Genomic DNA, 24,866 nt, shown 5'->3' on the forward strand with positions numbered 1-24,866 from the left:
TCCCCGGCCCCCGCCGTCACGCTTCCTCGGGCGAGTGGGAAGTGGTCAGGATCACGTCCGGTGGCGGCACGATCAGCACCCGGTCGAGGCGGGGACCGTCGAGGTCCACGACCTCCAGGGTCCAGCCGCCCACCTCGACCTGTGCCCCCACCTGCGGGAACTCGCCCAATGCTTCCAGCACGTAGCCCGCCAGGGTGCTGAACTCCTCCGGGTCCTGGCGGGGGAGCGGCAGGGTGGCCCGCAGGTCGTGCATGGGCACGCCGCCGTCCACCAGAAAGGAGCCGTCCCCCCGCCGCACGATCATCTCCTCCGCGCCGGGGGCGTCCACCCCCGCCAACTCGGTGAGGAGGTCGGTGGCGGTCAGCAGCCCGGAAAAGAGGCCGTACTCGTCCACTACAACGGCGAGCCGCTGGTGCCCGCCTTCGGTCAGGCGCGAGAGCGCGTCCTCGGCCCAGGCGGTTTCGGGCACGAACAGCACGGGCTGCATCAGGTCCACAAGCGACTCGCCCGTGCGCGACGCCCGCAGCACGTCCACCACCCGCACCTGCCCGATCACCTCGCCCGCCGCGTCGGTGAGGGGGTAACGGTCGTGCGGCGCCCCGAGGACCTGCTCGACGATCTCGGCCAGGGGCGCACCGGCGGCGAGCAGCACCACGTCGGCGCGGTGGGTCATCAGGTCGCGGACCCGGCGGTCATTGAAGCGCAGGACGTGGTCGATGCGCTCCGTTTCGCCCGCCTCCAGGCTGCCACTTTCGGCGGCTTGCAGGGCGAGCGCCTTGACATCCTCCTCGGTGATCTTTTCCTGCGGCTCGCCGCGCAGCCCCAGCAGCCACAGCAGGCCGCGCGTGGTGCCCTCCAGCAGCCACACGACCGGCCGCATCACCCGCGAGAGCACTGTGAACAAGGGAGCCACCCGCGCCGCCAGCCCCTCGGGGTCGCGCAGGGCGATGTTCTTGGGGGCGAGTTCGCCCAGCACCAGCGAGAGGAAGGTCACCAGCAGCACGACCGCCGCCGACGCCGCCGTGCCCGCCGACTCCCCGAAGAGCGGCCGCAAGGCGGGTTCGAGGTAGCGGGTCAGGCTCCCTCCCGCGAAGACGGCGCTGATGGTGCCGATGAGCGTAATCCCGATCTGCACGGTCGCCAGAAAGGCGCCGGGCCGCTCGGCGAGGGCCAGTGCCCGCGCCGCCCCCCGGTGCCCGGCGCTCGCCCGGGCCTGGAGGCGCGACTTGCGCGAGGAAACCACGCCCAGTTCGGACCCCGAGAAAAAGCCGTTCACGATCAGCAGCAGCACCAGGATGCCGAATTCCAGCAAGGGATTGCCCACAGCAGGCAGTCTAGGCGAGGGGGCGGCCCCCGCGTGCCTGCCCCCGCCCCCGATATGCGAGGATGCGCCCCGTGTCTGCCGTCTCCGCCGTCCCCGCGCCCGCCCCGCCCCGCACCCTGGGGGCCGGACTGCTGCTGACCGTGCTCGTCGTGGCCTTCGAGTCGATGGCGGTGGGCACCGTGCTGCCGCGCGTGGCGGACGAGTTGCGGGGCCTGAGCCTGTACGGCTGGGCGTCGAGCGCCTTTCTGCTCTCCAGCCTGTTCGGGGCCGTGCTGGGCGGCGTGCTGGGCGACCGCCGGGGGCTGATGTGGGGGGCCGGATTCTCGCTCGCGGTGTTCGCGGGGGGGCTGCTGGTGGGCGGGCTGGCCCCCACCATGTCCGTGTTCGTGCTGGGGCGGCTGATTCAGGGCCTGGGGGCCGGGGGGCTGGGGGCGCTGCCCTTCGCGGTGATCACGACCCGCTACCCGGAAGCGCAGCGGGCCAGGATGCTCGCCGCCGTGTCCTCGGCGTGGCTCCTGCCCGCGCTGGTCGGGCCACTGATCGCCAGCCTGATCGCGGACCTGTGGTCGTGGCGCACGGTGTTCTGGGGGCTGGTGCCGGTGCTCGCGCTCGTCGCGCCGCTGTGCCTGTGGCCGCTGCGGGGTCCGGCCCCCCGTGCGGCGGGGAGCGGGGCGCAGACGGCCCTGCTGTGGCCTGCCCTGGGGCTGGCGCTCTCGGCGGGAGCGCTGGTGGAGGGGCTGCGGTCGCCGGGGCTGCTGGGCGCGGGACTGGTGGCGCTCGGCGTGGCCGGGGTGGTGTTGACCGCCCGCCGCCTCTTTCCGGCGGGGCTGCTGCGGTTCGCGGGGGGTCTGCCTACGGCACTCGCGGTGCGGGGGCTGGCGGCCTTCGCGCTGCTGGGGGCCAACTCCTTCCTGCCGTTGGCGCTGCACGAGCTGCGCGGCCTCTCGCTGACGGCGGCGGGCTGGGTCCTGAGCCTGGGGGGAGCCACCTGGACGCTGGGGTCGTGGGTCCAGGCGCAGGTCGAGCGCCGTCTGGGGGCCGAGTCCCGACCCCTGCGGGTGCGGGTGGGCCTGGGGCTGATGGCGACCGGGCTGCTCGCCAGCGCCCTGGCGGTGCTGGGGGGGCTGCCGCTGTGGGCCGTTTACCCGGCGTGGGTGCTCGCCTGCCTGGGGATGGGGGTGGGCTACAACAGCAACAGCCTGTACGCGCTGGCCGCCGCCGATCCCGGCGAGTCGGGGCGGCTTTCCGGGCAACTCGCCAACATCGAGGTGTTGATGGTGGCCGTCGCTGCCGGGGTGGGTGGGGCCTTGATCGCCCGGCTGCCGCTGGAGCGGGCCTTTACGCTCGCCTTTGGGGTCACGCTGCTGGCGGCGCTCCTGGGGTGGCTGGCGGCGGGGCGGCTGCGGCGAGGGTAGGGGCCACCCTCCCTCAGAGCTTGCTCAGCATCCACAATATGGACAGGAAGCGCGGTGCTCCCTCAGGTCCGCCGATGGACGTGGACGACGAGCCCCCCGGCTTCGAGCGTCCAGAATCAGTCAGGAGAACCCCCATGAACCTTCTGCTCACTTCCGGCGGCATCACCAACAGGAGCATCCGAGACGCGCTGGTAAACCTGCTGGGCAAGCCGATCGCCGAGTCCAGCGCCCTGTGTATCCCGACGGCGCAGTGGGGGCACCCGATGTGCGGCCCCGTCTCGGCACGGCGCTTCATGACCGACCAGACTCCGTCGGCCCTGGGCGGTCTGGGTTGGAAATCGGTGGGCCTCCTCGAGCTCACCGCGCTTCCGAGCATCGGCCGGGACCGGTGGGTGCCGTGGGTCCGGGAGGCCGACGTGCTGCTGGTGGATGGTGGAGACGCCACCTACCTGAGCCACTGGATGCGGGAATCCGGGCTGGCCGAGCTTCTGCCCTCGCTGCCCGACATGGTCTGGGTCGGCCTCAGTGCCGGAAGCATGGTGATGACGCCCCGGATCGGACCGTATTTCGTCGAATGGCCTTCTGCGCCAGACGACCGCACCCTCGGGGTCGTGGACTTCTCGATCTTCCCGCATCTGAACCACGAGCTGCTGCCTGGCAACACCCTGGCCGCCGCAGAGCGTTGGGCAGCGGATATGACGGTGCCGTGCTACGCGATTGACGACCAGACCGCCATCAAAGTGGTGGGCGACTCTGTCGAGGTGGTCTCCGAGGGAGACTGGAAGCGCCTGACGCCCTAGAGGACGGCAATCACTGCCCTTGCTGCAGGGCCTCAGCGTCAACGTCCTGACCTGGTGCCGTGGGCGGCTCCTACCCCTCCCGCGTCGCCACCTCGATCGTCGGGTGCCGCTTCTCGAAGCGCACGCTCAGGACGCCCGCCGCGAGCTGCGCCTCGCCGGAATTGGGCACGACCGCTTCCGGAAAGGTCAGGGTGCGGCTGAAGGTGCCGCCGGGGCGCTCGCCGTGCAGCAGCCGGGCGGGGGCCTCGCGGCGGCCCGCGACGGTCACGGCCCCGCCCTCCTCGTGCATCTCCAGGCTCTCCGGGTCCACGCCGGGCACGTCGAGCAGCAGCCGCAGGTGGGTGTCCTCGTCCACCCAGTCGGCGGGCGGGGTCCAGGGACCGCCCAGGGTGCCCAGCGTCTCGACCTCCTCCCGCAGGGTCATCAGCTGTTGCAACCGGGCGAGGACGGGTTCGTTCATGCCCCCCACGGTAGCACCGGGCCGTAAACTCGCGCGTGTGACGTCCGCCCCGTCCCGCCCCGTTCCCATCCTGACCGCGCCCACCGCAGCGGGCAAAAGTGCCCTGGCTCTCGCCCTCGCGGCGACCCGTCCGGTCGAGATCGTGGCGGCCGACGCCTTCACCGTGTACCGGGGGCTGGACATCGGCACCGCCAAGCCGGGGGCGGCGGACCGGGCTGCGGTGCCCCACCACCTCCTCGACGTGGCCGACGTACCGGAGAGCTACGACGTGGCCCGCTACGTGCGGGAGGCGGAGGCGGCGATCTCCGATATCCGGGCGCGGGGCCGGGTGCCGCTCGTCGTGGGCGGCACGGGCTTCTACCTGTCCGCCCTGATACGCGGCCTGCCGCTGACCCCGCCCGCCGACCGCGCGGTGCAGGCGGAGGTGGAGGGTGAGTTGGCTGCGCGGGGGGTAGACGCGCTGCTGGCCGAGATCGCCCGCGTCAACCCCCAGGAGGCTGGGCGGATGCAGGGCAACCCCCGGCGGGTGGTGCGGGCGCTGGAGGTCTACCGCCGCACCGGGCGCTTTCCAGGCGAGTTCGGGTACAGCCCGCCGCGCTTCGCCTACCAGGTGTTCGCCTTCACCCGGCCCTGGCCGGAGCTGGAAGCCCGCATCGCGGCGCGGGTGGGGGAGATGCTCGCGGGCGGCTGGCCGGGGGAGGCGGCGTGGCTGGCCGCCCAGGTCCCCCCGGATACCGGGCCGCGCCCCACCGTCTGGCAGGCGCTGGGCTACCCGGAAGCGCTCGCGGCCGCACGGGGCGAGTTGACCCCCCAGGAGGCCGCCGCCCGCATCACCCTCGCCACCCGGCGCTATGCCCGGCGCCAGCTCACCTGGATGCGCACCCAGCTCGGCGCGGACGTCGGCGGGCCGGGGGAGACGGCGGCGAGCCTCGCCCGGCACCTGGACGTGGAGGTCCTCTAAAGTCGGCCCCAGCGGGCGCGGCAGCTAGACTAGACGGGTCACTTCTCTCCTCATCCCCTCTGGACCCGCAGGAGGCCCGCCATGAAACCACGCGTTCTGGGAATGATTCTGGCTGGGGGGCAGGGCTCGCGCCTTGCGCCCCTGACCCTCAAACGGTCCAAGCCCGCCGTGCCCTTTGGCGGCAAGTACCGCATCATCGACTTCGCGATCAACAACTTCATCAACTCGGGCGTCTTTTCGATCTACGTGCTGACCCAGTACAAGGCGCAGAGCCTCACCGAGCATATCCAGCGCGGCTGGCGCTTCGGCACCTTCCTGCAGGACTACTTCATCACGCTGGTCCCCGCGCAGATGTACCGCTATGAGGAACTCGGCGCGGTGTGGTACCGGGGCACCGCCGACGCCGTGTACCAGAACCTGCACCTCGTGGACAACTTCGAGGCCGACTACGTGGCGATCTTTTCGGGCGACCACATCTACAAGATGAACGTGGAGCACATGCTCCAGTCGCATATCGACGCCCGCGCGGACGTCACCATCGCGGCCTACCCGATGCCGCGCTCGGAAGCGCACCGCTTCGGCGTGATGCATGTGGGCGACCGGGGCCGGGTCACCGAGTTTCTGGAAAAGCCCGCCGACCCGCCCGGCATGCCCGGCGACCCCGACACCACCCTGACCAGCATGGGCAACTACATCTTCTCGCGCCGGGCGCTCGAAGAACTGCTGCACACCTCCATCAGCGGGCAGGAGGATGGCTTCGACTTCGGGCAGGACGTGATTCCCAGGGCGCTGGCGGACGGCTACTCCGTGCAGGCCTACGACTTTCACAAGAATCCCATCCCCGGCCAGCAGGGGCCGAACCTCTACTGGCGTGACGTGGGGACGCTCGACGCCTATTTCGACGCCAGCCTCGACCTTGTGAGCGTGAACCCCGAGTTCGACATCTACAACCCGCAGTGGCCGCTGCGGACCAGCAGCGAGTTCTCGCCGCCCGCCAAGTTCGTCCACGAGTCCGAGGGCCGCAAGGGGCAGGCCTTCAACTCCAGCCTCGCCGGGGGCGTGATCGTCAGCGGCGGAACCGTGCGCGACTCCATCCTCAGCCGCAACGTGCATATCCACTCGTACTCGCTCGTGGAAAGCTGCGTGCTGTTCGACGACGTGGTCGTGGGGCGGCACTCGCACCTGCGCCGGGTGATCGTGGACAAGGACGTGACCATTCCGCCCGGCACCAAGATCGGCGTGGACCATGAGGAGGACCGGGCACGCGGCTTTACGGTCACCGAGAATGGCGTGGTGGTGGTGCCCAAGAGTTACACCTTCTGAGCGTGTTGCGCGTGACCCTCGAAGCACCTCTCTGCTTCACAGTTTTGCAAGTGCCTTGGGGAGCGGGCCGCGAAGCGGACTGAGGGGTTAAGGAGTTGACCCCCCGCCCTCCGCTATGCTTCCCCCTGATGGAAGTCGGCGCGGAGGTGGGGGGGCGCTACCGCTTGCACGCCCTGCTGGGCGAGGGCGGCAGCGCCCGCGTCTACCGTGCCGAGGACACCCACCTGGGCCGCGAGGTGGCGGTCAAGGTGCTGCACCCCCACCTGCCCGACGGCGACCGCGCCCGCTTTCTGCGGGAAGTGCGCACGCTCGCCCGCCTCTCGCATCCCGGCGTGGTGCCCGTCCTCGACCTGGGGGAGATGCCGGGGGAGGGGGGAGGCCCCGCCCGCGCCTTTTTCACCATGCCGCTGCTGGCCGGGCCGATCACGGCGCTGGGGCCGCTGGAGGACTCGCCCGCGTCGCTGACCCCTTTTCTCACGGCGGCGGGCTTCGCGTCGCGGGCGCTGGGCTTTATCCACGCGCAGGGGATCATCCACCGCGACCTCACGCCCGGCAACGTGCTGCTGGACGAGGCCCGGATGCCCCGGCTGATGGATTTCGGGCTGGTGGCCCTCTCCGAACACAGCCGTCACCTCACCCGCAGCGGGGTCACGCTGGGCACGCCCGCCTACATGGCCCCCGAGCAGGCGCGGGGGTCGGGGGTGGGGCCACGCAGCGACCTCTACGCGCTGGGCGCCGTGCTGTACCGGGTGGCCTGCGGGTCGCCGCCCTTTGTCGGGGACAGCGACCAGAGCGTCCTCTTTCAGCATGTCTACGAGCCGCCGCCCGACCCCCGTGACCTCAATCCCGCCGTGCCCGACGCGGTGGCGCGGGTGCTGCTCGCGCTCCTCGCCAAGAACCCGGAAGAACGGCCCGAGAGCGGCGAGGCCGCCGCGCACCTGTGGGCGTTGGCCCGGCGCGAGGTCTGGACCGCCCACGCGCGGGGCCAGTACCGGGGTGGGCGCACCCGCACGGGCGAGCACCCCGACGGCCCGGCCCGCGTGGGCAACCTGACCGAAGCCTGGAGCGTCCCCCTCCCCGGCGAGGTGACCTGGCCCGCCGCCGTGGTGGGCGAGGGCGACCTGCTCGCGGTGGGCACGCGGGGCGGGCAGCTCGTGCTGATGCACACCTCCGGGCGGCCCTACGCAACCCACGCCGCCCGCGACGAGGTGACGGCCCCGGCGACCTTCGTGGGCGGGGACATCCTGTACGGCGCCTGGGACGGCACCTTGCGGCGGGTGCGGCTGCGCGGCGGCGAGCAGGTCTGGGAGCATCAGGCCCGCGCCGAGTTCACGGGCGCCCCGACCCTGTGGGGGGGGCGGGTCCTGGCCGCCAGCCGCGACGGGCACCTGCACGCGCTCAGCGCCCGCACCGGGGACCTCGCCTGGGCGTACCGGGCGGGGGGGCCGGTCGCCGCCTCGCCGGTCGTGTGGGCGGGCGCCGCGCTGCTGTGTGACGAGAACGGCTGGCTGCACGCCCTCGACGCCCGAACAGGCACCCCGTTGTGGAAGGTCGAGGTCGGCACCGTCCACGCCACCCCCGCCCTGCGCCCCACCGCGCCGGGCCGCGCCACCCTGCTCGTCCCCACCTGGCCCGGCGAGGTTCACGCCCTCTCCCTGCGGGCGGACGGGGGCCGCGCCGTGCTGGACAGCCCGGAGCCGACCCTCTGGACCTACGACCTGGAGGACGAGATCTGGGCCGCCCCCGCGCTCACCGCCGACCTCGCGCTGGTCGCGGGCTGGGGCGGCACCGTGCGGGCGCTGCGGCTCACGGACGGCGAGGATGTGTGGGCACACACGCTGGAGGGCCGCGTGACCGCCAGCCCGGTCGTGAGCGCGGGCCTGGTCTTCCTGGCGTCTGAGGGGGGCGAACTCGCCGCCCTCGACATTCAGACCGGAGCTGTGCGCTGGCGCCGCCGCGAGCGCGAGGGCGTGCAGGCGACGCCGCTGGCCGCCGCCGGGACGCTGTACGTCGCCTTCATGAACGGGACGCTGCGGGCCTACCGGGAGGGGGAGGAGGGCGCGTAGCTGCGTCCTCCGGTCAACCCGGCCCCTATGACGTTTGCCTTCACCGGCCCGGCGTACACTGCCCGCTGGAGGTCTTCCATGCCCAACATCGGACCCGCTGAACTCCTCGTCATTCTGGTGATCGCCCTGCTGGTCTTCGGGCCGCGCAAGTTGCCCGAACTCGGCAAGAGCCTCGGCGCGGGCATCCGCGAGTTCCGCCGGGGCACCCAGGGCCTCAAGGAAGAACTCGAAGGCAGCCTGCGCGAGACCCCGCCCGCCGCTGGCCCCGGCCCCGCCCCGGTCCAGACCGTGGTCGCCCAGGCGGTGGTGCCGCCCGTCGTGGCCCCCTCCGCCGAAGCCGAGGCCTCGGCCCCCCGCCCCGCCGCCGACGTGCTGCCGCCCCGCTCCTAGTTCACGCTTGGTCCACGGGACGGGCAATCGACCCAGCAGGGGTGGCTAGGGTTGTCGTCTACTCCGTTGCTCCACCGGCGCTTTGCCGGCCACCGCCGTGGTCCTGCTCGCTCCGCTTCGCCGCCTGACAGGGACGCTCTGGTTGAACAGTGACACAGACTGTTCAACCGGAATCCATATGGGAGAGGCGTCTGGAGCAGGAAGCGCGGGGTCTAGTTCAGCTCCCGGGCTCCCAGCGGCACGCTCGCCCGCAGCCGGTCGAGCCGGTGGAGCAGGGTGGGTGCCCGCAGCGCCTCCTCGCGCTCCCCCGCCTCCAGCGGCAGCAGGGCGGCGGCGTAGCTCGCCAGCAACAGGGGGGCCTCCGGGGCGCCCGCGCGAAGTTGCTCCGCCTCCGCCGGGTGCAGCCGCAGCAGGTCGCTCAGGAGGAGCCGGGCGGTGGCCTCCTCGGCGGGTGTCCCCCGTGGGTCAGGGTCCAGCGGCCAGAGGTCCACCTCGGCGCTGAGGTAGGCGTGGGTGGGGTCGAACTCGCGCACCCGGAAACGCTCGCCCCCCACGACGAGAATGGAACTCGTGCCGTCCTCGTGCGTCTCGGCCTCCAGCAGGTGCGCCAGGGTGCCCACCCGGCCGATGCGGTCCAGCAGGGTCGTGCCGCCCTCCAGCCGGGGCTGCAACCGCACCACGCCGAACGGCTCGCCGCTCGCCTGCACCCGCGCCAGCAGTTCGCGGTAGCGCGGTTCGAAGACGTAGAGCGGCAACACCTGTCCCGGAAAGAGGACGGTGTTGGGGAGGGGGAAGAGCGGCAAGGACATCTCTGGGGCCATGCTGCGCCTTTCGGGGCAGCCGAACGTCAGCCGAGCCTACAGACCAGGCTCACCTTTCGGCCTGCGGGAGCGCTTCCGACGGGGCGCGGGCGGGGGCGGGGCGCCCCACGCGGCGAGGGCTTCCGGGGTCGCCCCCAGCGCCAGCAGCGCCGCGCTGTCCTGGGGCGTGAGGCCCGCCCCCGGCAGCAGGTCGGGCCGCCGCGCCAGGGTGCGGGCCAGCGCCTGCTCGCGCCGCCAGCGCCCGATCGCGCCGTGGTTGCCCCCCTTCAGCACGTCCGGGACCGCGTGGCCGCGCCACTCGGGGGGACGGGTGTACTCGGGGTAGTCCAGCAGCCCGCTGGAAAAGGAATCGTCTCGGTGCGAGGCCTCGTCGCCCAACACGCCGGGACGCAGCCGCGCGACCGCCTCCAGCACGCACGCCGCCGCCGCCTCGCCGCCCATCATCACGAAGTCCCCGACGCTGAGTTCGCGCGTCACCAGCGTCTCGACCCGAGCGTCAAAGCCCTCGTAGCGCCCGCACAGGAAGGCGAGGTGGCTTTTCTGGCTCAGCTGCTCCGCCGTGCGCTGGGTGAAGCGCTCCCCGGCGGGCGTGAAGAGGATCACCTCGTCGGCGGGCGGCAGGCTGGCGAGCGCCCGCTCGGCCACGTCCACCCGGATGACCATGCCCGCGCCGCCGCCGTAGGGGGTGTCGTCCACCTTGAGGTGCTTGTTCTCCGCGAAGTCGCGCATGTTGACGAGGTTCACGCCGATCAGCCCCCGTGCCGCCGCCTTGCCCAGAATCGCCTCGGAGGCGAAGGGCGCGAGCAGCTCGGGAAAGAGGGTCAGGAAGGAAAAGGTCAGCACGCGGGCCTCACGCCTCGTCCGCCCCCTCGCCCAGCAGCCCGGTGGGGGCCTCGTCGGTCAGGGCGACGGCCTCGGGGCGGCCCTGGGCATTCAGCCGGACCTCCACGTAGGGCGCTTGCAGCGGCAGGAAGTCCTCTCCCGCCGCGTGCACCACCACCAGCAGGTCCTGGTGCCCGCCGTCCTGCACGTCCACGACCTCGCCCAGCCGCTCGCCCGCCGCGCTGTATACGGGCAGGCCGCGCAGCTCGTGGTAGTAGTACTCGCCTTCCTCCAGCGGGGGGAGGTCGGCGTCGGCGGCGTAGACGTTCGCGCCGCGCAGCGCCTCGGCGCCCTCACGCGTGGTCACCCCGGCGAGATGCAGGGCCACCCCCGGCGCGAGGGGGTCGGCGCGGCGCACCCGCAACCAGCCCCGGCCCTCGACCCACACGCGCGGCAGCTCCAGCAGTTGCGCGGCGTCGCCCAGCACATAGACCTTGACGCCGCCCGAGACGCCGTGCGGCCCCAGGAAGTGCCCCAGCCGGGTGGTGTCGTCCGGCGGATTCATGCGCCCACCCCTCAACCCTTGCGCGGCGCGTCGAGGTCCACGTTGATGCGGTCGGCGGGATCGGTCGCGGCCCGGACCAGGGTGCGAATCGCCTGGATGACCCGGCCCTGGCGCCCGATCAGGCGGCCTTCCTCGCCGGGGCCGACCCGCACGATCACGGTCGGCCCGCGCCGCGAGGCCCGCACCAGCGAGGGCTGGTCCACCACGCTCTGCGCCAGAAAGAGGGTCAGGTCCACGGGATCGGTCTTCATGGGGGGCATTGTAGGGGAGGTGTCAGCCGTCAGCCCTCAGCCGTCAGCGACCGGGCCAGCCCAAGCATCCGCCCATCTTCGCCGCGCGGTCCCACGAGTTGCACGCCCACCCATGGCGTCTCCGTCGGCAGGGCCACGCTGGGCAGCCCCAGCAGGCTGAAGGGCACGGTCAGGCGCAGCACGGCGCGGCGCAGGGGGACGCGGCCCCCTGGCAGGTCTATTTCGTCCGTGCCCAGAGGAGGTGGGGGCGTGGGAACGGCGGGCGCGAGCAGCACGTCGCACGTCTCGAACAGGGCGTCGACCTCGGCCCGGTACACCTCCCGGCGGGCGTGGGCAGCGGCCACTTCCTCCGCGCTCAGCGCCCCTCCCTGCCGCAGCGAGGCCAGGGTGAAGGGCAGGAAGCCCGGCTCGGGAAGCCGCAGCGCCTCGCGGTGTACCTCCGCCGCCTCGCTCAGCACGATGGGCGTGTAGGCGTCGAGCATTTCGGGCAGCGTCACCGCCGAGAGGGTGGCTCCCCGCGCCTCCAGCCCCGCCGCGAAGCCTTCCACCGCCGCCCGCACCTCGTTCGTGACCCAGCCCTCCGGCAGCCACAGGCCCACGCGCACCCCGGCCCAGTCCTGCCCCGGAACGGCCTCCCCCGTCAGCGCCTCGTGGACGCGCACCACCGTCCCCACGTCGCGGGCGAGCGGCCCCGCGTGGTCGCAGGTGGGCGAGAGGGGCAGCATGCCCCCCGTGCTCCAGGCCGGATGCCCCTTGGTCGGCTTGTACCCCACCACCCCGCACCACGCCGCCGGAACCCGGATGGAGCCGCCCGTATCGGTCCCCAGCGCACAGTCCACCTGCGAGAGGGCCACGGTGACCGCCGCCCCGCTGCTGCTCCCGCCGGGGGCACGGCCGGGCAGGAAGGGGTGCTCGGTGCCCCCATCCCCATTCATCCCCGTGATGCCCAGCGCGACCTCGTGCAGATGCGTCTTGCCCACCGCCGTCGCCCCCAGGTCCAGCAGCCGCCGCACCAGCACGCTCTCCCCGACCTCCGGCACGGGCGCCCGCGTGCTCGCCCGCAGCGGCCAGCCGGGGACGCCGAACAGGTCCTTCACGCTGAAGGTCAGCCCCGCGAGCGGCCCATCCGGAGCACCGCGCAGGGGAGAGGCCGGGCGATAGGCCCAGGCCCGCTGGGAGTCGGGGCTGGGGGAGGGGTCGGGGGGCACGGTCACGGGGGCAAGGTAGCAGCCGTCAACGTCAGGAAGCGTGCGCTGAGGGCCTTCTCAAAAGGGCAGGATCGCTGGCTGTTGCCACACGCCCTGCGCCAGCGTAAACGGCCCGAAGGTGGGCTGGCCCAGCCGCCCGAGGTCGGCGGTAAAGCGGCCATCGACACGGAAGGCCACCTCCTGCCCCCGCGCCACCCGCAGGAAGGCCCCGGCGGTCGTCAGGGTGACAGGCAGCCGGACCTCGGCGACCAGCGGCCCCTCGCCCCGCGCAGGCAGGTTCACGCCGGGCAGGGTGACGGCCCCCACGTCTTCCCCGTCGATCACGAACCGGGCGTCCACCCGTGCGAGGCGCACGGGCAGCGGGTTGGGATTGCCCACCCGCAGACCCAGGGTGACCGAGGCCATGGCCGGATTCCCGCCCCCCGGCAGGCTCAGCCCGGTCAGGCGCACGCTCTGAAGCTCGAAGGTGGGCACCTGCACCACCGATGGCAGCGAGGCCAGCGGCGCACAGCCCGACATGGACAGCGCCAGCAGGGGCGCGGCCAGGAGGGAGAGGGGGGAGAGTCGCTTCACTCCTCCACGCTACCCCGCGCGCCTGCCGCCTGCCTGACCGGAGTACCCTGCCCCCATGACAGGCCAGGGCTGGGGGACGGTGACGGTGCGGCGGGCGCTGATGGTCGGTGCCCTGCTGGGTGGCGCGGCGGGCGCGGCGGAACTGGAGTTCGGCGTGTCGTACGCGGCGCCGGGCGGGTTGCTGCCCCGCGTGGGCATCACGGACGTGAACCTGGGGCGGGTGCGGCTGGACGCGGCGGCGAGCACGCGGGCGCTGGAGGCGCGGCTCTCGGGCGGCCTGAGCCTGCCCCCCGCCGGGGCCGTCTCGCTGACGGGCGGGGCCGCCGTGACCTCCCGGGGCGGCGTGCGGCTGGACACCCGCGCGAGCGGCACGCTGGGGCCGGTCGCCCTGAACGTGGGCGGGAGCTTCTTTACCGCCGCCGCGACCGACGTGGACCCCCTCGCGGCCTGGGCTCTGACGCCCACCGACCTGCGGGCGCGGGGCTGGGCGGCCGACGTGACGGCCCGCTACCGGGTCAGCCGCACCCTCGTTGCGGTCGCCGGGGGCGAGTTCGGGGTGCAGCCCCACGCCCTGCTGGGCGCCGAGTGGCGGCGTGACCTCACCCGCACCCTCCCGCCGGAGGAGGGCGACGATCCAGACGCCGAACCCCTCACCGAGCGCACGGGCAGCGTCACCCTGCGGCTTGGGGCACGGGCGGGCGCGGACGTGCTGGGCGTCACGGGTGGGGTCACCTACGCCGCCGAGTCGGGCTTCACCGCCTCGCTGGACGCCCTCGCCGGGCCGGGGAGCTGGGGCGCGGTGGGGAGCCTGGGCGTCCCCGGCCTGCTGGGAGAGGAAAGCACCACGCGCCTCTACGTTGCCTACGAGCCGTGGCGCCGCGCCGCTGCCGGGCTGCGGGCCGGGGCGGAGGTCGCCCTTCCCCTCGGCCCTGGCACCCTGAGCGCCGACGTACGGGGAGGCACCGGGGGCTTCGGCGTCCGGACGACCTACCGCTTTCCGCTGGGAGGCGCCCAGAACACCGGCGAGTAGCCCTTCCCACCGTCTCTGGGCGGCGTGAATGCCCGATCAGCCTCGGCCCTCCCTTCTCATGGGTGGGGGTGGAAGACTGCCGGACGTGAAGCACTTTCTCCCCCTCCTGACCCTCGCGGCGCTGGTGTCCACGGCGGGCGCCCAGACTGCGCAAGACATCCTCAAGCGGGTGGAAACCGCCCAGAAGTCGGCCAAGGACGTGTCGTTCCGCCTCAGCGGCAACGCGACCCTGGAATCGCAGGCCCAGAAGATCGACCTGACCGTGCGCTCCATTCCCGCGCAGGGCGTGGCCCGCATCCAGTTCAATGCGCCTGACGCGCTGGCCGACAACATCGTGGTGGCCGACCGCAACGAGGTCCGGCAGTACCTCTTCCTCACCAACCAAATCACGGTCACGCCCATCAAAAAGGCCACCGCCCAGGCGGGTCTCGGCGGGCTGGACTTCACGCAGCTCAGCAACATCTCCGACCTGCTGGGTGACTACACGGTGCGCCTGCTGGGCACTTCGACCTCCGGCGGCAGCAAGGTCTACCAGCTCGAAGCCACCCCCAAGAACAGCGGCGACAAGGCCCGCGTGTGGATCACGGAAGTAGGCTGGCGGCCCACCCGCATCCAGTTCCTGGGCTCCGGCAACCGCGTGCTGGCCGACCTGAACGTTTCCAACTACCGCGTGAACAGCGGCCTGACGGTGGCGGGCCTCAAGACGCTGCCCAAGGACGCGCAGGTCATTCGCCAGTAAGCGACCCCAACGGCCCTTCTCTTCAAGCTCCAGCCCCGGCTGGGGCTTTTTTTGTGGATTGCCGCTCGCCCCCAAAACGCAGCGCCCCCACCACGCGGGCGGGGGCACTCGGTCAATGAAAGGGGTCCGGGAGGCTTAGCTCAGAACGCGGCGGGCACCGATGTAACGCTGCGCCCAGTAGGGGTTGCCGAACAGCGGCTCGATGACGGTGCGGCCCTGGTAGCTGTTGGCGTTGGCCATCAGGCCGTCGCCGACGTAGATGCCGACGTGGCTGGCGACCTTGCCGGTGGTGTTGAAGAACACCAGGTCGCCGGGCATCAGGTTGCGGCTGCTCACCGCGTAACCCGTGCGCCACTGCGCGGCCGCCGTGCGCGGCAGGTTGATGCCGAGCTGCTTGAACACCAGCGAGGTGTAGCCCGAGCAGTCCACCCCCCGGCCACCCGTGCCGCCCAGCGCGTAGCGAATGCCCAGGAAGCGCGAGGCGGTGGCCCGCACGTAGGCGCCGCCACGGGGCGCGGCCGGGGCCACCGTGCGGGCGGTGGTGGCGGGTGCCGCCACATTGCCCAGGTTCAGCTGCTGCCCGATCTCGATGGTGGTGGACCGCAGGCCGTTCAGGCGCATGATCTGCGCGGGTTCCATCCGGTACACGCTGGCGATCTTGGAGAGCGTGTCTCCAGCCTTGACGGTGTAGGTGACGGCGAGGGCGGGCGCACTGCCCAAGGCGGCGGCAATCAGGAGGGTTCGGAGCGCTTTCATCGACAGGGCAGAGTTTACCGGGCCTTTATTCTTTTTTCCTTAATCCTCAGCCGAAACCGAGTTTTTTATGCGCCTATGCGGCCTTTATACGGCCACATTCCCGATGAAATGAGGAAAAAGGCCCGATCAGATTCAAGTTTCTCAGATTCTGACTCATTTCTTTAAATCGAGGGCTTTTGACGGTAAATACGGTGTTTCCAGGCAGTACCTGCTGGGTGGCATATCTCATTTTTCTCATCAAATGGGCTGGGCCTCCAGTTCTCCCTCTCTTTCCCTGCAGGGTTCCGCCGATCCCCGTTGGGGCGCCTATACTTCCCTGCACAGCAGGCCGGAGGCCGCTCCGGCTGGAGGACCGATGAAGGAACCCATGACGACCGAACAGCTCTTGCAAGGTCTCAAGCACTACCGCCGCATCGCCCGGCAGGACATGCTGCGGGCGCCGGAAACGCCGCATCCGGACGCCTTTTTGCAGCACGCCGAGAGCCGCCGGGCGCTGTATGTCGACCTCGGGCAGTACGCCGAGACGCACGCCAGCGACGAGGTGATCGAGTACGCGCTCTCGCTGTACCGCGCCCTGCCCTTCGTGACGGGCACGCCCGAGCACGAGCACGCCGAGATCAAGGGCCGCGAGAATGCGCTGGAGAACTTCTTCCTGCTCGTCGGGCTGGACCCCAAGACCCGGCGCGAGGCCCGCAGCCACCGCCCCAAGCTGGGCGCGGCCCCGGCGGGCGCTCCGGCGCAGGGCTAACCCCTCCTGCCGGGCAGCCCTCTTTGTAGACTTCCCCTCATGCCCAACCCCGAATTCGTCGGACTCGTGAGCACCCTTCAGGCCACCGCCGAGGCCGCGCTCGGCGACCTGAACGCCGCGACCGCCAGCGCCGCCCGCGACGGCCTCTTGACCGAAGACCGTGCCCGCCAGACTGCCGAGCGCTCCCTCCGGCTGCTCACCATGCTGGCCGAGAAGACGCGCGGCAACCTCGACTTCACGGAGGCCGAGCTGCTCACGGACGCGATCGGCAGCCTGCGGGCACGGCTGGGCAACTAGCGTGCGGGCCATCTTGCAGCGCGTGACCCGCGCGACCTGCACGGTCGACGGCCGGGTCACGGGTCAGACCGGTCCCGGCCTCCTCGTGCTGTTGGGCGTCGCGCCGGAGGACACCCCGGAAACCGCACAGGCCCTCGCCGCCAAGATCGCCAAAATGCGCCTGTTCGCGGACGAGGCGGGAAAGATGAACCGCAGCGTCCTGGACATCGGCGGCGGGGTCCTGAGCGTCAGCCAGTTCACCCTCTTCGCGGACACGCGGCGGGGCAACCGGCCGGGGTTCTCCAGTGCCGCGCCGCCCGAGCAGGCCCGTGCGCTGTATGCCGACTTCAATGCGGCGCTGCGGGCCTGCGGCCTGCCGGTGGGGGAGGGGGTCTTCGGGGCGCATATGAGTCTCGACCTGACCAACGACGGCCCGGTCACGCTGGTGCTGGACACGGCGCAGCCCTGAGGGTTCATCCGGTTCCCCGTCCCCGGCGGCTATCCTGCCGGGCATGACCCGCCGCCGCGTTCCAGTTCGTCCGGCCTGGCCGCTCCTCTGTGCCGCCGCGCTCCTCTTGGGAACGGCGGGGGCGGCGCACACCGTCGTGAAGGGCGACACGCTGTATTCCATCGCCCGCAAGTACGGCACGACCGTTGCGGAATTGCAGCGCCTGAACGGGTTGGCAGACACCACCATCGAGATCGGGCAAGCCCTGCGCCTGCCGGGTGAGCCGCCGCTGCCGCCCCAAGTCCCCGCGACTCCCCCGGCTGCGACGCCTCCCCCCGCCACGCCCCCGGTTCCGGCCACACCGCCCCTGACCCGCGTGACCCGGCTGGAGGGCGTCTCCGTCTCGGCCCCGGCCACTGTGCGGATGGGCGACGCCTTCGTGCTGCGGCTCAGCGGGGCGCGGGCAGGCGAGGTCACGGTGCGCTTTCTCAGCGAGGTGGGCGAGAACGTCCGGCTGCCCGCCGAGCGCCTGACGCCGGTCGGCGCGGCGGGCGAGTACGTGGTGCCGGGGCGGGTGGTGCTGGGCAAGACCACCCCGGTGACCTATGAGGTCGCGCTGGGGGGCCAGGCCCTGCGCGGCAGCATCCCGGTGACAGGTCTGAACCAGACCGTGCAGTACCTCAACCTGCCCCGCGCCATCAGCCGCAAGCTCGAGGACCCCGGCCGCAAGGCGGAGGACGCCGCCGTCGAGCAGGCCTACGCCCGCCGCACGCCCCAGGTGTGGACGCGGCCCTTCGCTCCCGCCGTGAACGTGAAGGCCCAGAGCAGCGCCTTCGGGCAGCCGCGCACCTACGTGGCGGGCGGCCCGGTGCAGTACCACTACGGCACCGACTACCCCGCCCCCGTGGGCACGCCCGTGCTGGCGGTCAACGACGGCACCGTCGTGATCGCCGGGACGTACCCGGTGCGCGGCGGCCTCGTCGTGATCGACCACGGGGCGGGCCTGACCAGCCTGTATTTCCACCAGAGCAAAGTCACGGCCAAGGTCGGGCAGAAGGTCACGCGCGGGCAGAAGATCGGGGAGGTCGGCTCCACCGGCCTGAGCGCCGGGCCGCACCTGCATCTGGAGATGCGGGTGCGCGGCGAGGGCACGAATCCGGCGGGCTGGATGAACCGGCTGTGGCCCCGGTAGCGCCGGGCTGCTACCTTCCCTCCATGCTTCCCACCCTCGACGACCTCAACGCCTTCGGAGAAGGCCGCCTGCCCGGCCTGATGGGCATCCGCTTCACGCACGCCGAGCGCGGGCTGCTGCGCTCCGAGCTGAGGGTGCGGCCCGAGCTGCTGGCGCCCAACGGCTTTCTGCACGCGGCGTCGGTGATCGCGTTGGCGGACACGACCTGCGGCTACGGGACCCGGATGCTGCTCCCGGAGGGCGCGAGCAACTTCACCACCATCGAACTCAAGAGCAACCACCTCTCGACTGCCCGCGAGGGCGTGGTGACCTGCGAGGCCCGCGCCGTCCACGCTGGGCGCACCACCCAGGTCTGGGACGCCGAGGTGCGGGGGCCGGAGGGCCGGGTCATGGCCCTCTTCCGCTGCACGCAGGCGGTGCTGTACCCGAAGTGAGTCCGTGGCCCTGAGTGGCCCGAGCCTCCTCCAGACACGCCCATGCCCGACGCCTCCCACTTCCTCCAGCACCCGGACCCCCTGACCCGCGAGGTCGCGCGGGGGTACGCGTCGGGCGCCTTCTTGATGGACAACGGCGACGGGGTCCAGTGGTACGCGGTGGAAACACGGGCGCTGGTGCCGCTGACGGGGGCGGAGGGGCTACATGTGGCACGGCGGCTGCGGCGGGAGCTGGGGCGCTTCGAGGTGCGGGTGGACACGGCCTTCGCGCAGGTCGTGGAGGGCTGCCGGGGCCGCCTGCCGGGGTCCCCCGAGCGCGACGGCGAGTGGATCAGCCTGCCCCTGGCCGAGCTGTACGCGCACCTGCACCGGACTGGACTGGCCCACTCCTTTGAGGTCTGGCGGGAGGGCGAACTCGCGGGCGGGGTGCTGGGGCTCGCGCTGGGCGGGGCCTTTATCGCGGAGAGCAAATTCCACCGCGTCCGGGACGCGAGCAAGGTCGCCCTGGTGCGGCTGGCCGGGCACCTGCACGCGCGGGGCTTCACCCTGCTGGACGCGCAGATTCAGAACCCCCACATCGCCCGGCTGGGGGTCTACGAGGTGGGCGGCGACGAGTACGCCCGGCGGCTGCACTCGGCACTGGCGCTGGACGTGGACCTGCACGGCCCGCCGATCACGCCCTAGCCAGCCCCCGCCTTCCGGCGGAAGAGGACACTTACGCTGGGGCATGACGCTGCCGCTCCCTGTCCGTCCCGGCCCGTCCCCCGCTGCGCCTCTGCGGGTGCTGATCTGCGACGAGATGAATCCTGGCCCTCTGGAGCATGCGGGCTTCGAGATCGACTATGCGGGCAACCTCCCGCGCGAGGAGACGCTGCGCCGCTTGCCGGACTACGACGCCCTGATCACGCGCAGCCGCACGCGCGTGGACCGCGAGCTGCTGGAGGCGGCGGGGCCGAGGCTGCGGGTGATCGGGCGCGGGGGCGTGGGGGTGGACAACATCGACCTTGACGCCTGCTCGCGCCGGGGCATTCTGGTGCTGAACGCGCCCGAGAGCAACACCGTCTCGGCCGCCGAACTCGCCCTCGCGCACCTGCTCGCCGCCGCGCGGGGCCTGACGCGCTCGGACCGCCGGACGCGGGCGGGGCAGTGGGACCGGACGTTTCTGGGCACCGAGTTGAAGGACAAGACGCTGGGCATCGTGGGCCTGGGCCGCATCGGCTCCATCGTGGCGGACCGGGCGCAAGGGCTGCGGCTGAATGTGATCGCCCACGATCCCTACGTCCCGGAGAACAAGTTCGGGCGCCTCGGCGTGGAGCGGGCCGCCACGCTGGACGAGCTGCTGGACCGGGTGGACTTCCTGACCGTTCACACCCCGCTGACCGAGGAGACGCGGGGCCTGATCGGGGAGCGCGAACTTGCCCGCTTGAAACCCGGCGCGGTCGTCGTGAACGCGGCGCGGGGCGGCATCGTGGATGAGGTGGCGCTGGCGGCGGCCCTGCACCGGGGGCACCTGCTGGGGGCGGGGGTGGACGTGTTCGTGGAGGAACCGCCCGCGCCGGGGCACGCCCTGCTGGACGCCCCCAACCTCAGCGTAACCGCGCACCTGGGCGCGAATACCGTGGAAGCCCAGGAGCGCGTCGGGGCCGAGATCGTGGGCCGGGTCCTCGCCGCCCTGCACGGGGACGTGAGCCGGGGGGCCGTGAACGCGCCTGCGCTGGACCCGCGCACCCTGGAGGCGCTGGGCGGCTATCTCGACCTCGGCGAGAAGCTGGGGCGCATCCTCACCCAACTGCTGCCGGGAGCGCACGAACTGGAGGTGACCTTCCGGGGCGACTTTCCCGCCGACCCCGCGCCGGTCGTCACGGCGGCGCTCGTGGGCTACCTCTCGGGCAGCACCGACGAGGTGCCCAACCTGATCAACGCCCGCGCCCTCGCCCGCGAACGCGGCCTGACCCTGACCGTGCGCGAGGACGCTGAGAGCCCCGACTACCAGACCGAGGTGGTCCTGCGCGTCACCGCCCATGGCGAGGGGGGCCGCCCCCGCACCCGCACGGTGGGCGGCACCGTCTTCGGGCGCAGTCCCCGGTTGACCCGCTTGCGCGACTTCCGGGTCGAACTGGCCCCCGAGGGCTTCATCCTGATCGCCTCCAACCAGGACCGGCCCGGCGCGGTGGCCGCGCTCTCGGCCCTGCTGGGGGAGTGGGGCGTCAACATTGCAGGCATGGCGCTGGGCCGCGCCGAGCGGGGCGGACAGGCCCTCTTCACCCTGACGCTGGACGACGGCCTGAGCGCCGAGCAGCTCGGGGCCATCCGGGCACTCGACATGATCGACTCGGCGTATCTGGTGCAGGTGTAGGGGAGCGCGGGGGCGTGGACGCCGAATCCCGCACACCTCCCGGCCCCGCCCCCGCGCTAGCCTGACCGCGTGAAGCCTGACCCATCCGCCCGGCCCGGCGGCGCTCCCCCCACGGCGCGGCGGGCGCGGCCCCTGCTGGCCCTTCTCGCGCTGGCGCCCGCCCAGGCCCAGACGGCGGCGAGCGAGCGCCGGGTGCCGCCCGATCCCCTCGTGGTGGTGGGGGTCGCCCCCGCCGCGCTGCCCGTGACACCGGGAGCGACCTCTGGCCTCGTCGCGGTGCGGGGCCGCTACAGCGCCCATGTCCGGCTGCTGGACGCCGCGACCGGCGAGGGCCGCCGCTCGGTCATGCTGCCGCCCGAGGCCCTGCTGGACGTGCCCCCGGCCCTCAGCCACGACGGGCGCTGGATCGCCGTGGCGCTGACCCCCGATCCCCTCACCCGCGCCGGGCGCGTCGGGGTGCTCAGCACCTACCAGACCTCCGCGTCCGCCCCCACCTTTCAAAAGCTGCTCGTCGCGGGCGGCCTGACGGGGACGACCAGCCTCGCTTTCAGCCCGGACGGCACCCGGCTGGCAGCGGGCAACCGCAACGGGTACGCGCAACTGTGGGACTGGACGGCGGCCCGGCGCGTGACCACCGTGACGAGCCAGAGCGGGGGCGAGCCGACCGCGCTGCCCTTCAGTCCCGACAGCCGCCTCTTCGCGCCCCTGTTCCGCGGGCAGACGAAGACGCGCCTCTTCGAGAGCGGCACGGGGACGCTGCGGACCACCCTGAACGGGGTGGGCTACGGCACCTTCACCCCCGACAGCACGGGGATGCTGGCCTCGCGCGGGCGACTCATTCGGCTCTCGGACGGCCGGGAACTGTCCCCGCCCGCCTATCTCGCGGGCACCAGCGGCGTGGTCGGCTTCAGCGCGGACGGCAGCCGGGTCCTCGTGCGCCGCGCCGGGGTGGACGTGCAGGGCCGCGAGTGGCTGGAGTTGCGTGAGGTCGCCACGGGCCGCACCCTGGGCGCCATTACCCGCGTCTGGGACGGCTGGCCCGAGGCGCTGAGTCCCGACGGCACCACCCTGATCGGCGGCGACGGGGAAGGCGGGGTGCGGCTGCTGCCGCTGGCGCCGCCGAGGTAGCGGATGGGATTCGGGCTGCCCTTTTCAGTGGCCCTGACCGTCGTGCTGGTCTGCGGGGTGGTCTTTCTGGACTGGGGGCTGCTGTGGTCCCCTTGAGGGCAGAGTCATGGAGGAGCCCCGGCTGCCGGGTCGCCGCTTGAGCTAAGGAGGCCGCGCACCGAAGCTGTCTTCCGAACTAGCATGCCCCCATGCCCGACGTCCCCTCCCGGCCCCCCCACCTGCCCCTCAACCGCCAGCGCCTGATCGCCCCCGGCCCGGTGGAGGTCGAGCCGCGCGTGCTGCTGGAACTCGCCCGCCCGCAGCCGCACCACCGCTCGCCGGAGGGGATCGCGGCCTTGGCAGAAGCGCGGGCCAAGCTCACGGCCCTGCTGGGCGACCCCTACGACGCGGTGATCACCACCAGCAGCGGCACCGGGGCCTTCGAGGGCGCTCTGGTCAGCCTGACCCCGGAGGGCGCGAGGGTCGTCAACGCGCAGGCGGGCAAGTTCAGCGAACGCTGGGGCGAGATGGCGCAGAGGCTGGGCTACGACACCACGTTGGTCTCGAAGCCCTGGGGCGACCTGCTGGACCCGGAGGAGGTGGCCGAGGCCAGTGCGGACGCCCACACCCTCCTCGTCACCCACAGTGAAACGAGCACCGGGGCGCTGCACGACCTCGCGGCGATCACGCGGGCGGCCAAGGCGAAGAATCCCGACCTGATTGTGATTGCCGACTGCATCACCTCCTACGGGGTGGCCGAGCTTAGGCCCGCCGAGTGGGGGGTGGACGCCATCGTCAGCGGCAGCCAGAAGGGGACCGCGACCCCGCCCGGCCTGGGCTTCGTGCTGTTCAGCCCCGAGGTGCAGGAGCGGATGGTGGGGGCCACCGGGCGCGGCTTTTACCTCGACTTGACCCGCGAGCTGCGCGGGCAGAAGGAGGGCAACACTCCCCAGACGCCTGCCATCAACCTGATCTTTGCGCTGTCGCTCGCGCTCGACCGCTTGCTGGCCGTTCCGCGTGAGGTGCTGTGGGCCGAGAAACGGCGCCAGGCCGACGCGCTGAACGCCGCCGGGGAGGCGCTGGGTGCCCCGGCCTGGGCCGCCCGCACCTCGCCCGCCGTCGCGGTGCTGCGGCCGCCCGCGCCCCTGACCGGCCGTCAGGTCGCCGCCCGCCTCGCGGAGATGGGCCAGCGGGCGCTTCCCGGTCAGGCTCCGCACGAGGACACGGTCTTCCGCGTCTCCACCCTGGGCTACGCCGACCGCTACGACGCCCTGGGCATCGCGGGCATTCTGGAAGACTGCTTTGCCAGCCTCGGGGTGCCCTTTGAGCGCGGCGCGGCGGTGTCGGCGGCGTGGCGGGCGCTGGCCGAGGGGTAGGGAAGCCGTCAAAAACCCCTCTCCCTGGGGGAGAGGGGCAGGGGGTGAGGGGTTCCTCAGTCCATCACGTCAATCCCGGCCGACCGCACCCGCGTGGTCACGTCCCGCGCTCCGTCGCCCGTCACGCGCATCACGAAGCGGCGGTGGGCCTGGCCTCCTTCCGCGCTGTGGCCGTAGGTCGCCACGCTGATGATGTTGCTGGGCTGCGCGGCCTGCGCGGCGCGGGCAAGGCTGCCGGGGGTGTCGGGCATGTCGAGGGTCAGGCGGGTGCCGCCTTCTTTCAGCCCCATGATGTCCACAAAAGCCCGCAGCACGTCGGTGATCGTGATGATGCCCGTGACCCGGCCCCCCGCGTCCACGACGGGCAGGCCGCCGACCCCGTGCTCCTGCATCCGCAGGGCGGCGTCTTCCATGTATTCGTCTTCCTGCGCAGTGATGACGGGTCGGGCCATCATCTCCGCGACGGTCAGCTTGCTCAGCAGGTAGTTCAGTTCCCAGACGCTCAGGGTGGTCGCCTTGCTGGGCATCGCGTCCTTGAGGTCCTTGCGGGTGGTGATGCCGACCAGGCGGCCCCCCTCCATCACCGGGAGGCGGCGGAACCCCCGCTCCTTGAGAATGCGCAGGGCGTCCATCACGGGCGTATCGGGCGTGACCGTGATGGGGTCACGCGTCATCCAGTCGCGGACAAGCATGACTCAGCTTACCTTTCCTGACGCTGGATGGAAGCCCCCGTCAGGCTGACGCGCCGCTGACGGGCCATGTGAGCAAGATGGGCAGAACTTCATGCCGCTCAGAAAAGACCGTGCTAGCGTGCGCCCCATGAAGATCAACGCCAAGGCGCTCGCTCCCGTGGCCCTCGTGGCCGCGTTCGGCCTGGGGACCCTCGCCCCGCACGCGCAGACCACCCCCCAGAAGGTCGGCTTCGTGGACGTTCAGAGCATCATGAACGCCCAGCCGGTTGGCAAGGAGCTCACCGAGCTGCGTCAGAAGGCGGAAACCGAACTCAGCGGGCTGGAAAAGCAGATTCGGGACATTGACGCCAAGGGCGCTCAGGCTTCGGCCACCGAGAAGGACAAGCGCACCCAGCTCGTGGGCACCCTTCAGGCCCGCGCCAAGGCTTACGACACCCAGATTCAGGGCATGCAGGCCCGCGTGACGGCCGCCGAAAAGGCCGCCGACACCGCGATCAGCACCGTCGCCAAGCAAAACGGCTACTCCATCGTGATGGACCGCCGCGTGGCGGCCACCAGCGGCCTCGTGGTCTTTGCCGAGAACGGCACCGACCTCACCGACGCCGCCGTCAAGGCCCTGAAGTAAGCGCGGCCCCGCCCCCGCGCAGGCTGACGGCCCCCGCACCGGCGGGGGTCTCGCCTTGAAGCCGCTGTTCCGGAAGCGCCACTCCCGAAGCGTCCCCGAAAGTCCACC

At 72.2% G+C, this 24,866-nt stretch carries 28 protein-coding genes; 18 read left to right on the forward strand and 10 right to left on the reverse strand.

Going from position 1 to position 24,866, the window contains the following annotated elements:
* Window positions 1-16 precede the first annotated feature (16 nt).
* Complete coding sequence (locus tag L1280_RS00880) at window positions 17-1,324, reverse strand: CNNM domain-containing protein (RefSeq protein WP_253580131.1); 1,308 nt, start codon at window positions 1,322-1,324, stop codon at window positions 17-19.
* A gap of 62 nt (window positions 1,325-1,386) precedes the next feature.
* Here L1280_RS00880 and L1280_RS00885 point away from each other — a divergent pair, with 62 nt between their 5' ends.
* Complete coding sequence (locus L1280_RS00885) at window positions 1,387-2,739, forward strand: MFS transporter (protein WP_371922856.1); 1,353 nt, start codon at window positions 1,387-1,389, stop codon at window positions 2,737-2,739.
* 134 nt (window positions 2,740-2,873) lie between these two features.
* Entirely contained in the window at window positions 2,874-3,539 is a 666-nt protein-coding gene (locus L1280_RS00890) for a Type 1 glutamine amidotransferase-like domain-containing protein (RefSeq protein ID WP_253580133.1), read from the forward strand.
* A 70-nt stretch (window positions 3,540-3,609) separates the two neighbouring features.
* Here L1280_RS00890 and L1280_RS00895 read toward each other — a convergent pair whose 3' ends face one another.
* The gene (locus tag L1280_RS00895; RefSeq protein WP_253580134.1) at window positions 3,610-3,999 is read right to left on the reverse strand and encodes an Hsp20/alpha crystallin family protein; all 390 of its coding nucleotides are present in this window, start codon (window positions 3,997-3,999) and stop codon (window positions 3,610-3,612) included.
* 37 nt (window positions 4,000-4,036) lie between these two features.
* Here L1280_RS00895 and miaA point away from each other — a divergent pair, with 37 nt between their 5' ends.
* The 4 genes from miaA (at window position 4,037) to L1280_RS00915 (ending at window position 8,739) form a co-directional block, all read left to right on the forward strand.
* A complete protein-coding gene (miaA, locus tag L1280_RS00900; RefSeq protein ID WP_253580135.1) occupies window positions 4,037-4,960 on the forward strand; it encodes a tRNA (adenosine(37)-N6)-dimethylallyltransferase MiaA in 924 nt (307 codons plus the stop codon).
* A gap of 81 nt (window positions 4,961-5,041) precedes the next feature.
* Complete coding sequence (glgC, locus tag L1280_RS00905; RefSeq protein ID WP_253580136.1) at window positions 5,042-6,283, forward strand: glucose-1-phosphate adenylyltransferase; 1,242 nt, start codon at window positions 5,042-5,044, stop codon at window positions 6,281-6,283.
* A gap of 128 nt (window positions 6,284-6,411) precedes the next feature.
* Window positions 6,412-8,349: a serine/threonine-protein kinase gene (locus tag L1280_RS00910; protein ID WP_253580137.1), complete on the forward strand. Its 1,938-nt coding sequence runs from the start codon at window positions 6,412-6,414 to the stop codon at window positions 8,347-8,349.
* Between the two features lie 78 nt (window positions 8,350-8,427).
* A complete protein-coding gene (locus L1280_RS00915; RefSeq protein ID WP_253580138.1) occupies window positions 8,428-8,739 on the forward strand; it encodes a twin-arginine translocase TatA/TatE family subunit in 312 nt (103 codons plus the stop codon).
* 212 nt (window positions 8,740-8,951) lie between these two features.
* Here the strand turns inward: L1280_RS00915 and L1280_RS00920 are convergent, their stop codons facing one another.
* From L1280_RS00920 to L1280_RS00945, 6 genes are read right to left on the reverse strand one after another with little or no spacing between them, the layout of a single operon-like run.
* Window positions 8,952-9,548, reverse strand: a complete 597-nt coding sequence (locus L1280_RS00920; protein ID WP_253580139.1) for an LON peptidase substrate-binding domain-containing protein — start codon at window positions 9,546-9,548, stop codon at window positions 8,952-8,954.
* A 48-nt stretch (window positions 9,549-9,596) separates the two neighbouring features.
* Complete coding sequence (gene trmD / locus L1280_RS00925) at window positions 9,597-10,403, reverse strand: tRNA (guanosine(37)-N1)-methyltransferase TrmD (protein ID WP_253580140.1); 807 nt, start codon at window positions 10,401-10,403, stop codon at window positions 9,597-9,599.
* Between the two features lie 7 nt (window positions 10,404-10,410).
* On the reverse strand, window positions 10,411-10,947 hold the full coding sequence (gene rimM / locus L1280_RS00930; protein ID WP_253580141.1) for a ribosome maturation factor RimM: 537 nt from the start codon (window positions 10,945-10,947) through the stop codon (window positions 10,411-10,413).
* A gap of 11 nt (window positions 10,948-10,958) precedes the next feature.
* A complete protein-coding gene (locus tag L1280_RS00935; protein WP_194165216.1) occupies window positions 10,959-11,198 on the reverse strand; it encodes a KH domain-containing protein in 240 nt (79 codons plus the stop codon).
* A gap of 29 nt (window positions 11,199-11,227) precedes the next feature.
* Complete coding sequence (locus L1280_RS00940; RefSeq protein WP_253580142.1) at window positions 11,228-12,412, reverse strand: amidase family protein; 1,185 nt, start codon at window positions 12,410-12,412, stop codon at window positions 11,228-11,230.
* A 51-nt stretch (window positions 12,413-12,463) separates the two neighbouring features.
* Window positions 12,464-12,925: an LEA type 2 family protein gene (locus L1280_RS00945; RefSeq protein ID WP_253581053.1), complete on the reverse strand. Its 462-nt coding sequence runs from the start codon at window positions 12,923-12,925 to the stop codon at window positions 12,464-12,466.
* Window positions 12,926-13,034: 109 nt separating this feature from the next.
* Here L1280_RS00945 and L1280_RS00950 point away from each other — a divergent pair, with 109 nt between their 5' ends.
* Window positions 13,035-14,009, forward strand: coding sequence for a hypothetical protein (locus tag L1280_RS00950; protein ID WP_253580143.1), 975 nt, complete (start codon window positions 13,035-13,037; stop codon window positions 14,007-14,009).
* A gap of 58 nt (window positions 14,010-14,067) precedes the next feature.
* Window positions 14,068-14,748 (forward strand): outer membrane lipoprotein carrier protein LolA, encoded by a 681-nt coding sequence (locus L1280_RS00955; RefSeq protein WP_256487927.1) that lies wholly within the window; start codon window positions 14,068-14,070, stop codon window positions 14,746-14,748.
* Window positions 14,749-14,883: 135 nt separating this feature from the next.
* Here the strand turns inward: L1280_RS00955 and L1280_RS00960 are convergent, their stop codons facing one another.
* Entirely contained in the window at window positions 14,884-15,504 is a 621-nt protein-coding gene (locus tag L1280_RS00960) for a C40 family peptidase (protein ID WP_253580145.1), read from the reverse strand.
* A gap of 355 nt (window positions 15,505-15,859) precedes the next feature.
* On the opposite strand from L1280_RS00960, the gene L1280_RS00965 reads away from it, so the two are divergent.
* The 9 genes from L1280_RS00965 to L1280_RS01005 all read left to right on the forward strand — a co-directional run bounded on the left by L1280_RS00965 (window position 15,860) and on the right by L1280_RS01005 (window position 23,441).
* Window positions 15,860-16,252 carry a hypothetical protein gene (locus L1280_RS00965; protein WP_253580146.1) on the forward strand — a complete coding sequence of 131 codons (393 nt, stop codon included), beginning with the start codon at window positions 15,860-15,862 and terminating at the stop codon, window positions 16,250-16,252.
* Window positions 16,253-16,291: 39 nt separating this feature from the next.
* Entirely contained in the window at window positions 16,292-16,549 is a 258-nt protein-coding gene (locus tag L1280_RS00970) for a DUF1844 domain-containing protein (RefSeq protein WP_104991031.1), read from the forward strand.
* Window position 16,550: 1 nt separating this feature from the next.
* Window positions 16,551-16,997, forward strand: a complete 447-nt coding sequence (gene dtd, locus L1280_RS00975; RefSeq protein ID WP_253580147.1) for a D-aminoacyl-tRNA deacylase — start codon at window positions 16,551-16,553, stop codon at window positions 16,995-16,997.
* Window positions 16,998-17,040: 43 nt separating this feature from the next.
* The gene (locus L1280_RS00980) at window positions 17,041-18,168 is read left to right on the forward strand and encodes a M23 family metallopeptidase (protein ID WP_253580148.1); all 1,128 of its coding nucleotides are present in this window, start codon (window positions 17,041-17,043) and stop codon (window positions 18,166-18,168) included.
* 23 nt (window positions 18,169-18,191) lie between these two features.
* Window positions 18,192-18,602, forward strand: a complete 411-nt coding sequence (locus tag L1280_RS00985; protein WP_253580149.1) for a PaaI family thioesterase — start codon at window positions 18,192-18,194, stop codon at window positions 18,600-18,602.
* Window positions 18,603-18,644: 42 nt separating this feature from the next.
* Complete coding sequence (gene aat, locus L1280_RS00990) at window positions 18,645-19,286, forward strand: leucyl/phenylalanyl-tRNA--protein transferase (protein ID WP_253580150.1); 642 nt, start codon at window positions 18,645-18,647, stop codon at window positions 19,284-19,286.
* A gap of 43 nt (window positions 19,287-19,329) precedes the next feature.
* On the forward strand, window positions 19,330-20,958 hold the full coding sequence (gene serA, locus L1280_RS00995) for a phosphoglycerate dehydrogenase (protein WP_253580151.1): 1,629 nt from the start codon (window positions 19,330-19,332) through the stop codon (window positions 20,956-20,958).
* 69 nt (window positions 20,959-21,027) lie between these two features.
* Complete coding sequence (locus L1280_RS01000; protein WP_253580152.1) at window positions 21,028-22,086, forward strand: WD40 repeat domain-containing protein; 1,059 nt, start codon at window positions 21,028-21,030, stop codon at window positions 22,084-22,086.
* A 188-nt stretch (window positions 22,087-22,274) separates the two neighbouring features.
* Window positions 22,275-23,441, forward strand: coding sequence for an aminotransferase class V-fold PLP-dependent enzyme (locus L1280_RS01005; protein WP_253580153.1), 1,167 nt, complete (start codon window positions 22,275-22,277; stop codon window positions 23,439-23,441).
* 56 nt (window positions 23,442-23,497) lie between these two features.
* On the opposite strand, the gene L1280_RS01010 is transcribed toward L1280_RS01005, so the two are convergent.
* Window positions 23,498-24,133 carry a CBS and ACT domain-containing protein gene (locus tag L1280_RS01010; RefSeq protein ID WP_253580154.1) on the reverse strand — a complete coding sequence of 212 codons (636 nt, stop codon included), beginning with the start codon at window positions 24,131-24,133 and terminating at the stop codon, window positions 23,498-23,500.
* Window positions 24,134-24,260: 127 nt separating this feature from the next.
* Between L1280_RS01010 and L1280_RS01015 the strand changes: the two genes are divergently transcribed.
* On the forward strand, window positions 24,261-24,758 hold the full coding sequence (locus L1280_RS01015; protein ID WP_253580155.1) for an OmpH family outer membrane protein: 498 nt from the start codon (window positions 24,261-24,263) through the stop codon (window positions 24,756-24,758).
* The last annotated feature ends 108 nt before the right edge of the window (window positions 24,759-24,866 follow it).

It is taken from the genome of Deinococcus sp. HSC-46F16, assembly GCF_024171495.1.
In the GTDB taxonomy this organism is placed as follows: Bacteria; Deinococcota; Deinococci; order Deinococcales; family Deinococcaceae; genus Deinococcus.

Bases quoted from the DNA above. Each gene is read 5' to 3' on its own strand.
- L1280_RS00885 (WP_371922856.1), top strand. From the start codon at position 1,387: ATGCGCCCCGTGTCTGCCGTCTCCGCCGTCCCCGCGCCCGCCCCGCCC.
- L1280_RS00890 (WP_253580133.1), top strand. From the start codon at position 2,874: ATGAACCTTCTGCTCACTTCCGGCGGCATCACCAACAGGAGCATCCGA.
- L1280_RS00895 (WP_253580134.1), bottom strand. From the start codon at position 3,999: ATGAACGAACCCGTCCTCGCCCGGTTGCAACAGCTGATGACCCTGCGG.
- glgC (WP_253580136.1), top strand. From the start codon at position 5,042: ATGAAACCACGCGTTCTGGGAATGATTCTGGCTGGGGGGCAGGGCTCG.
- L1280_RS00910 (WP_253580137.1), top strand. From the start codon at position 6,412: ATGGAAGTCGGCGCGGAGGTGGGGGGGCGCTACCGCTTGCACGCCCTG.
- L1280_RS00915 (WP_253580138.1), top strand. From the start codon at position 8,428: ATGCCCAACATCGGACCCGCTGAACTCCTCGTCATTCTGGTGATCGCC.
- L1280_RS00920 (WP_253580139.1), bottom strand. From the start codon at position 9,548: ATGTCCTTGCCGCTCTTCCCCCTCCCCAACACCGTCCTCTTTCCGGGA.
- rimM (WP_253580141.1), bottom strand. From the start codon at position 10,947: ATGAATCCGCCGGACGACACCACCCGGCTGGGGCACTTCCTGGGGCCG.
- L1280_RS00935 (WP_194165216.1), bottom strand. From the start codon at position 11,198: ATGAAGACCGATCCCGTGGACCTGACCCTCTTTCTGGCGCAGAGCGTG.
- L1280_RS00945 (WP_253581053.1), bottom strand. From the start codon at position 12,925: ATGTCGGGCTGTGCGCCGCTGGCCTCGCTGCCATCGGTGGTGCAGGTG.
- L1280_RS00950 (WP_253580143.1), top strand. From the start codon at position 13,035: ATGACAGGCCAGGGCTGGGGGACGGTGACGGTGCGGCGGGCGCTGATG.
- L1280_RS00955 (WP_256487927.1), top strand. From the start codon at position 14,068: ATGGGTGGGGGTGGAAGACTGCCGGACGTGAAGCACTTTCTCCCCCTC.
- L1280_RS00960 (WP_253580145.1), bottom strand. From the start codon at position 15,504: ATGAAAGCGCTCCGAACCCTCCTGATTGCCGCCGCCTTGGGCAGTGCG.
- L1280_RS00965 (WP_253580146.1), top strand. From the start codon at position 15,860: ATGAAGGAACCCATGACGACCGAACAGCTCTTGCAAGGTCTCAAGCAC.
- L1280_RS00970 (WP_104991031.1), top strand. From the start codon at position 16,292: ATGCCCAACCCCGAATTCGTCGGACTCGTGAGCACCCTTCAGGCCACC.
- L1280_RS00980 (WP_253580148.1), top strand. From the start codon at position 17,041: ATGACCCGCCGCCGCGTTCCAGTTCGTCCGGCCTGGCCGCTCCTCTGT.
- L1280_RS00985 (WP_253580149.1), top strand. From the start codon at position 18,192: ATGCTTCCCACCCTCGACGACCTCAACGCCTTCGGAGAAGGCCGCCTG.
- aat (WP_253580150.1), top strand. From the start codon at position 18,645: ATGCCCGACGCCTCCCACTTCCTCCAGCACCCGGACCCCCTGACCCGC.
- serA (WP_253580151.1), top strand. From the start codon at position 19,330: ATGACGCTGCCGCTCCCTGTCCGTCCCGGCCCGTCCCCCGCTGCGCCT.
- L1280_RS01005 (WP_253580153.1), top strand. From the start codon at position 22,275: ATGCCCGACGTCCCCTCCCGGCCCCCCCACCTGCCCCTCAACCGCCAG.
- L1280_RS01010 (WP_253580154.1), bottom strand. From the start codon at position 24,133: ATGCTTGTCCGCGACTGGATGACGCGTGACCCCATCACGGTCACGCCC.
- L1280_RS01015 (WP_253580155.1), top strand. From the start codon at position 24,261: ATGAAGATCAACGCCAAGGCGCTCGCTCCCGTGGCCCTCGTGGCCGCG.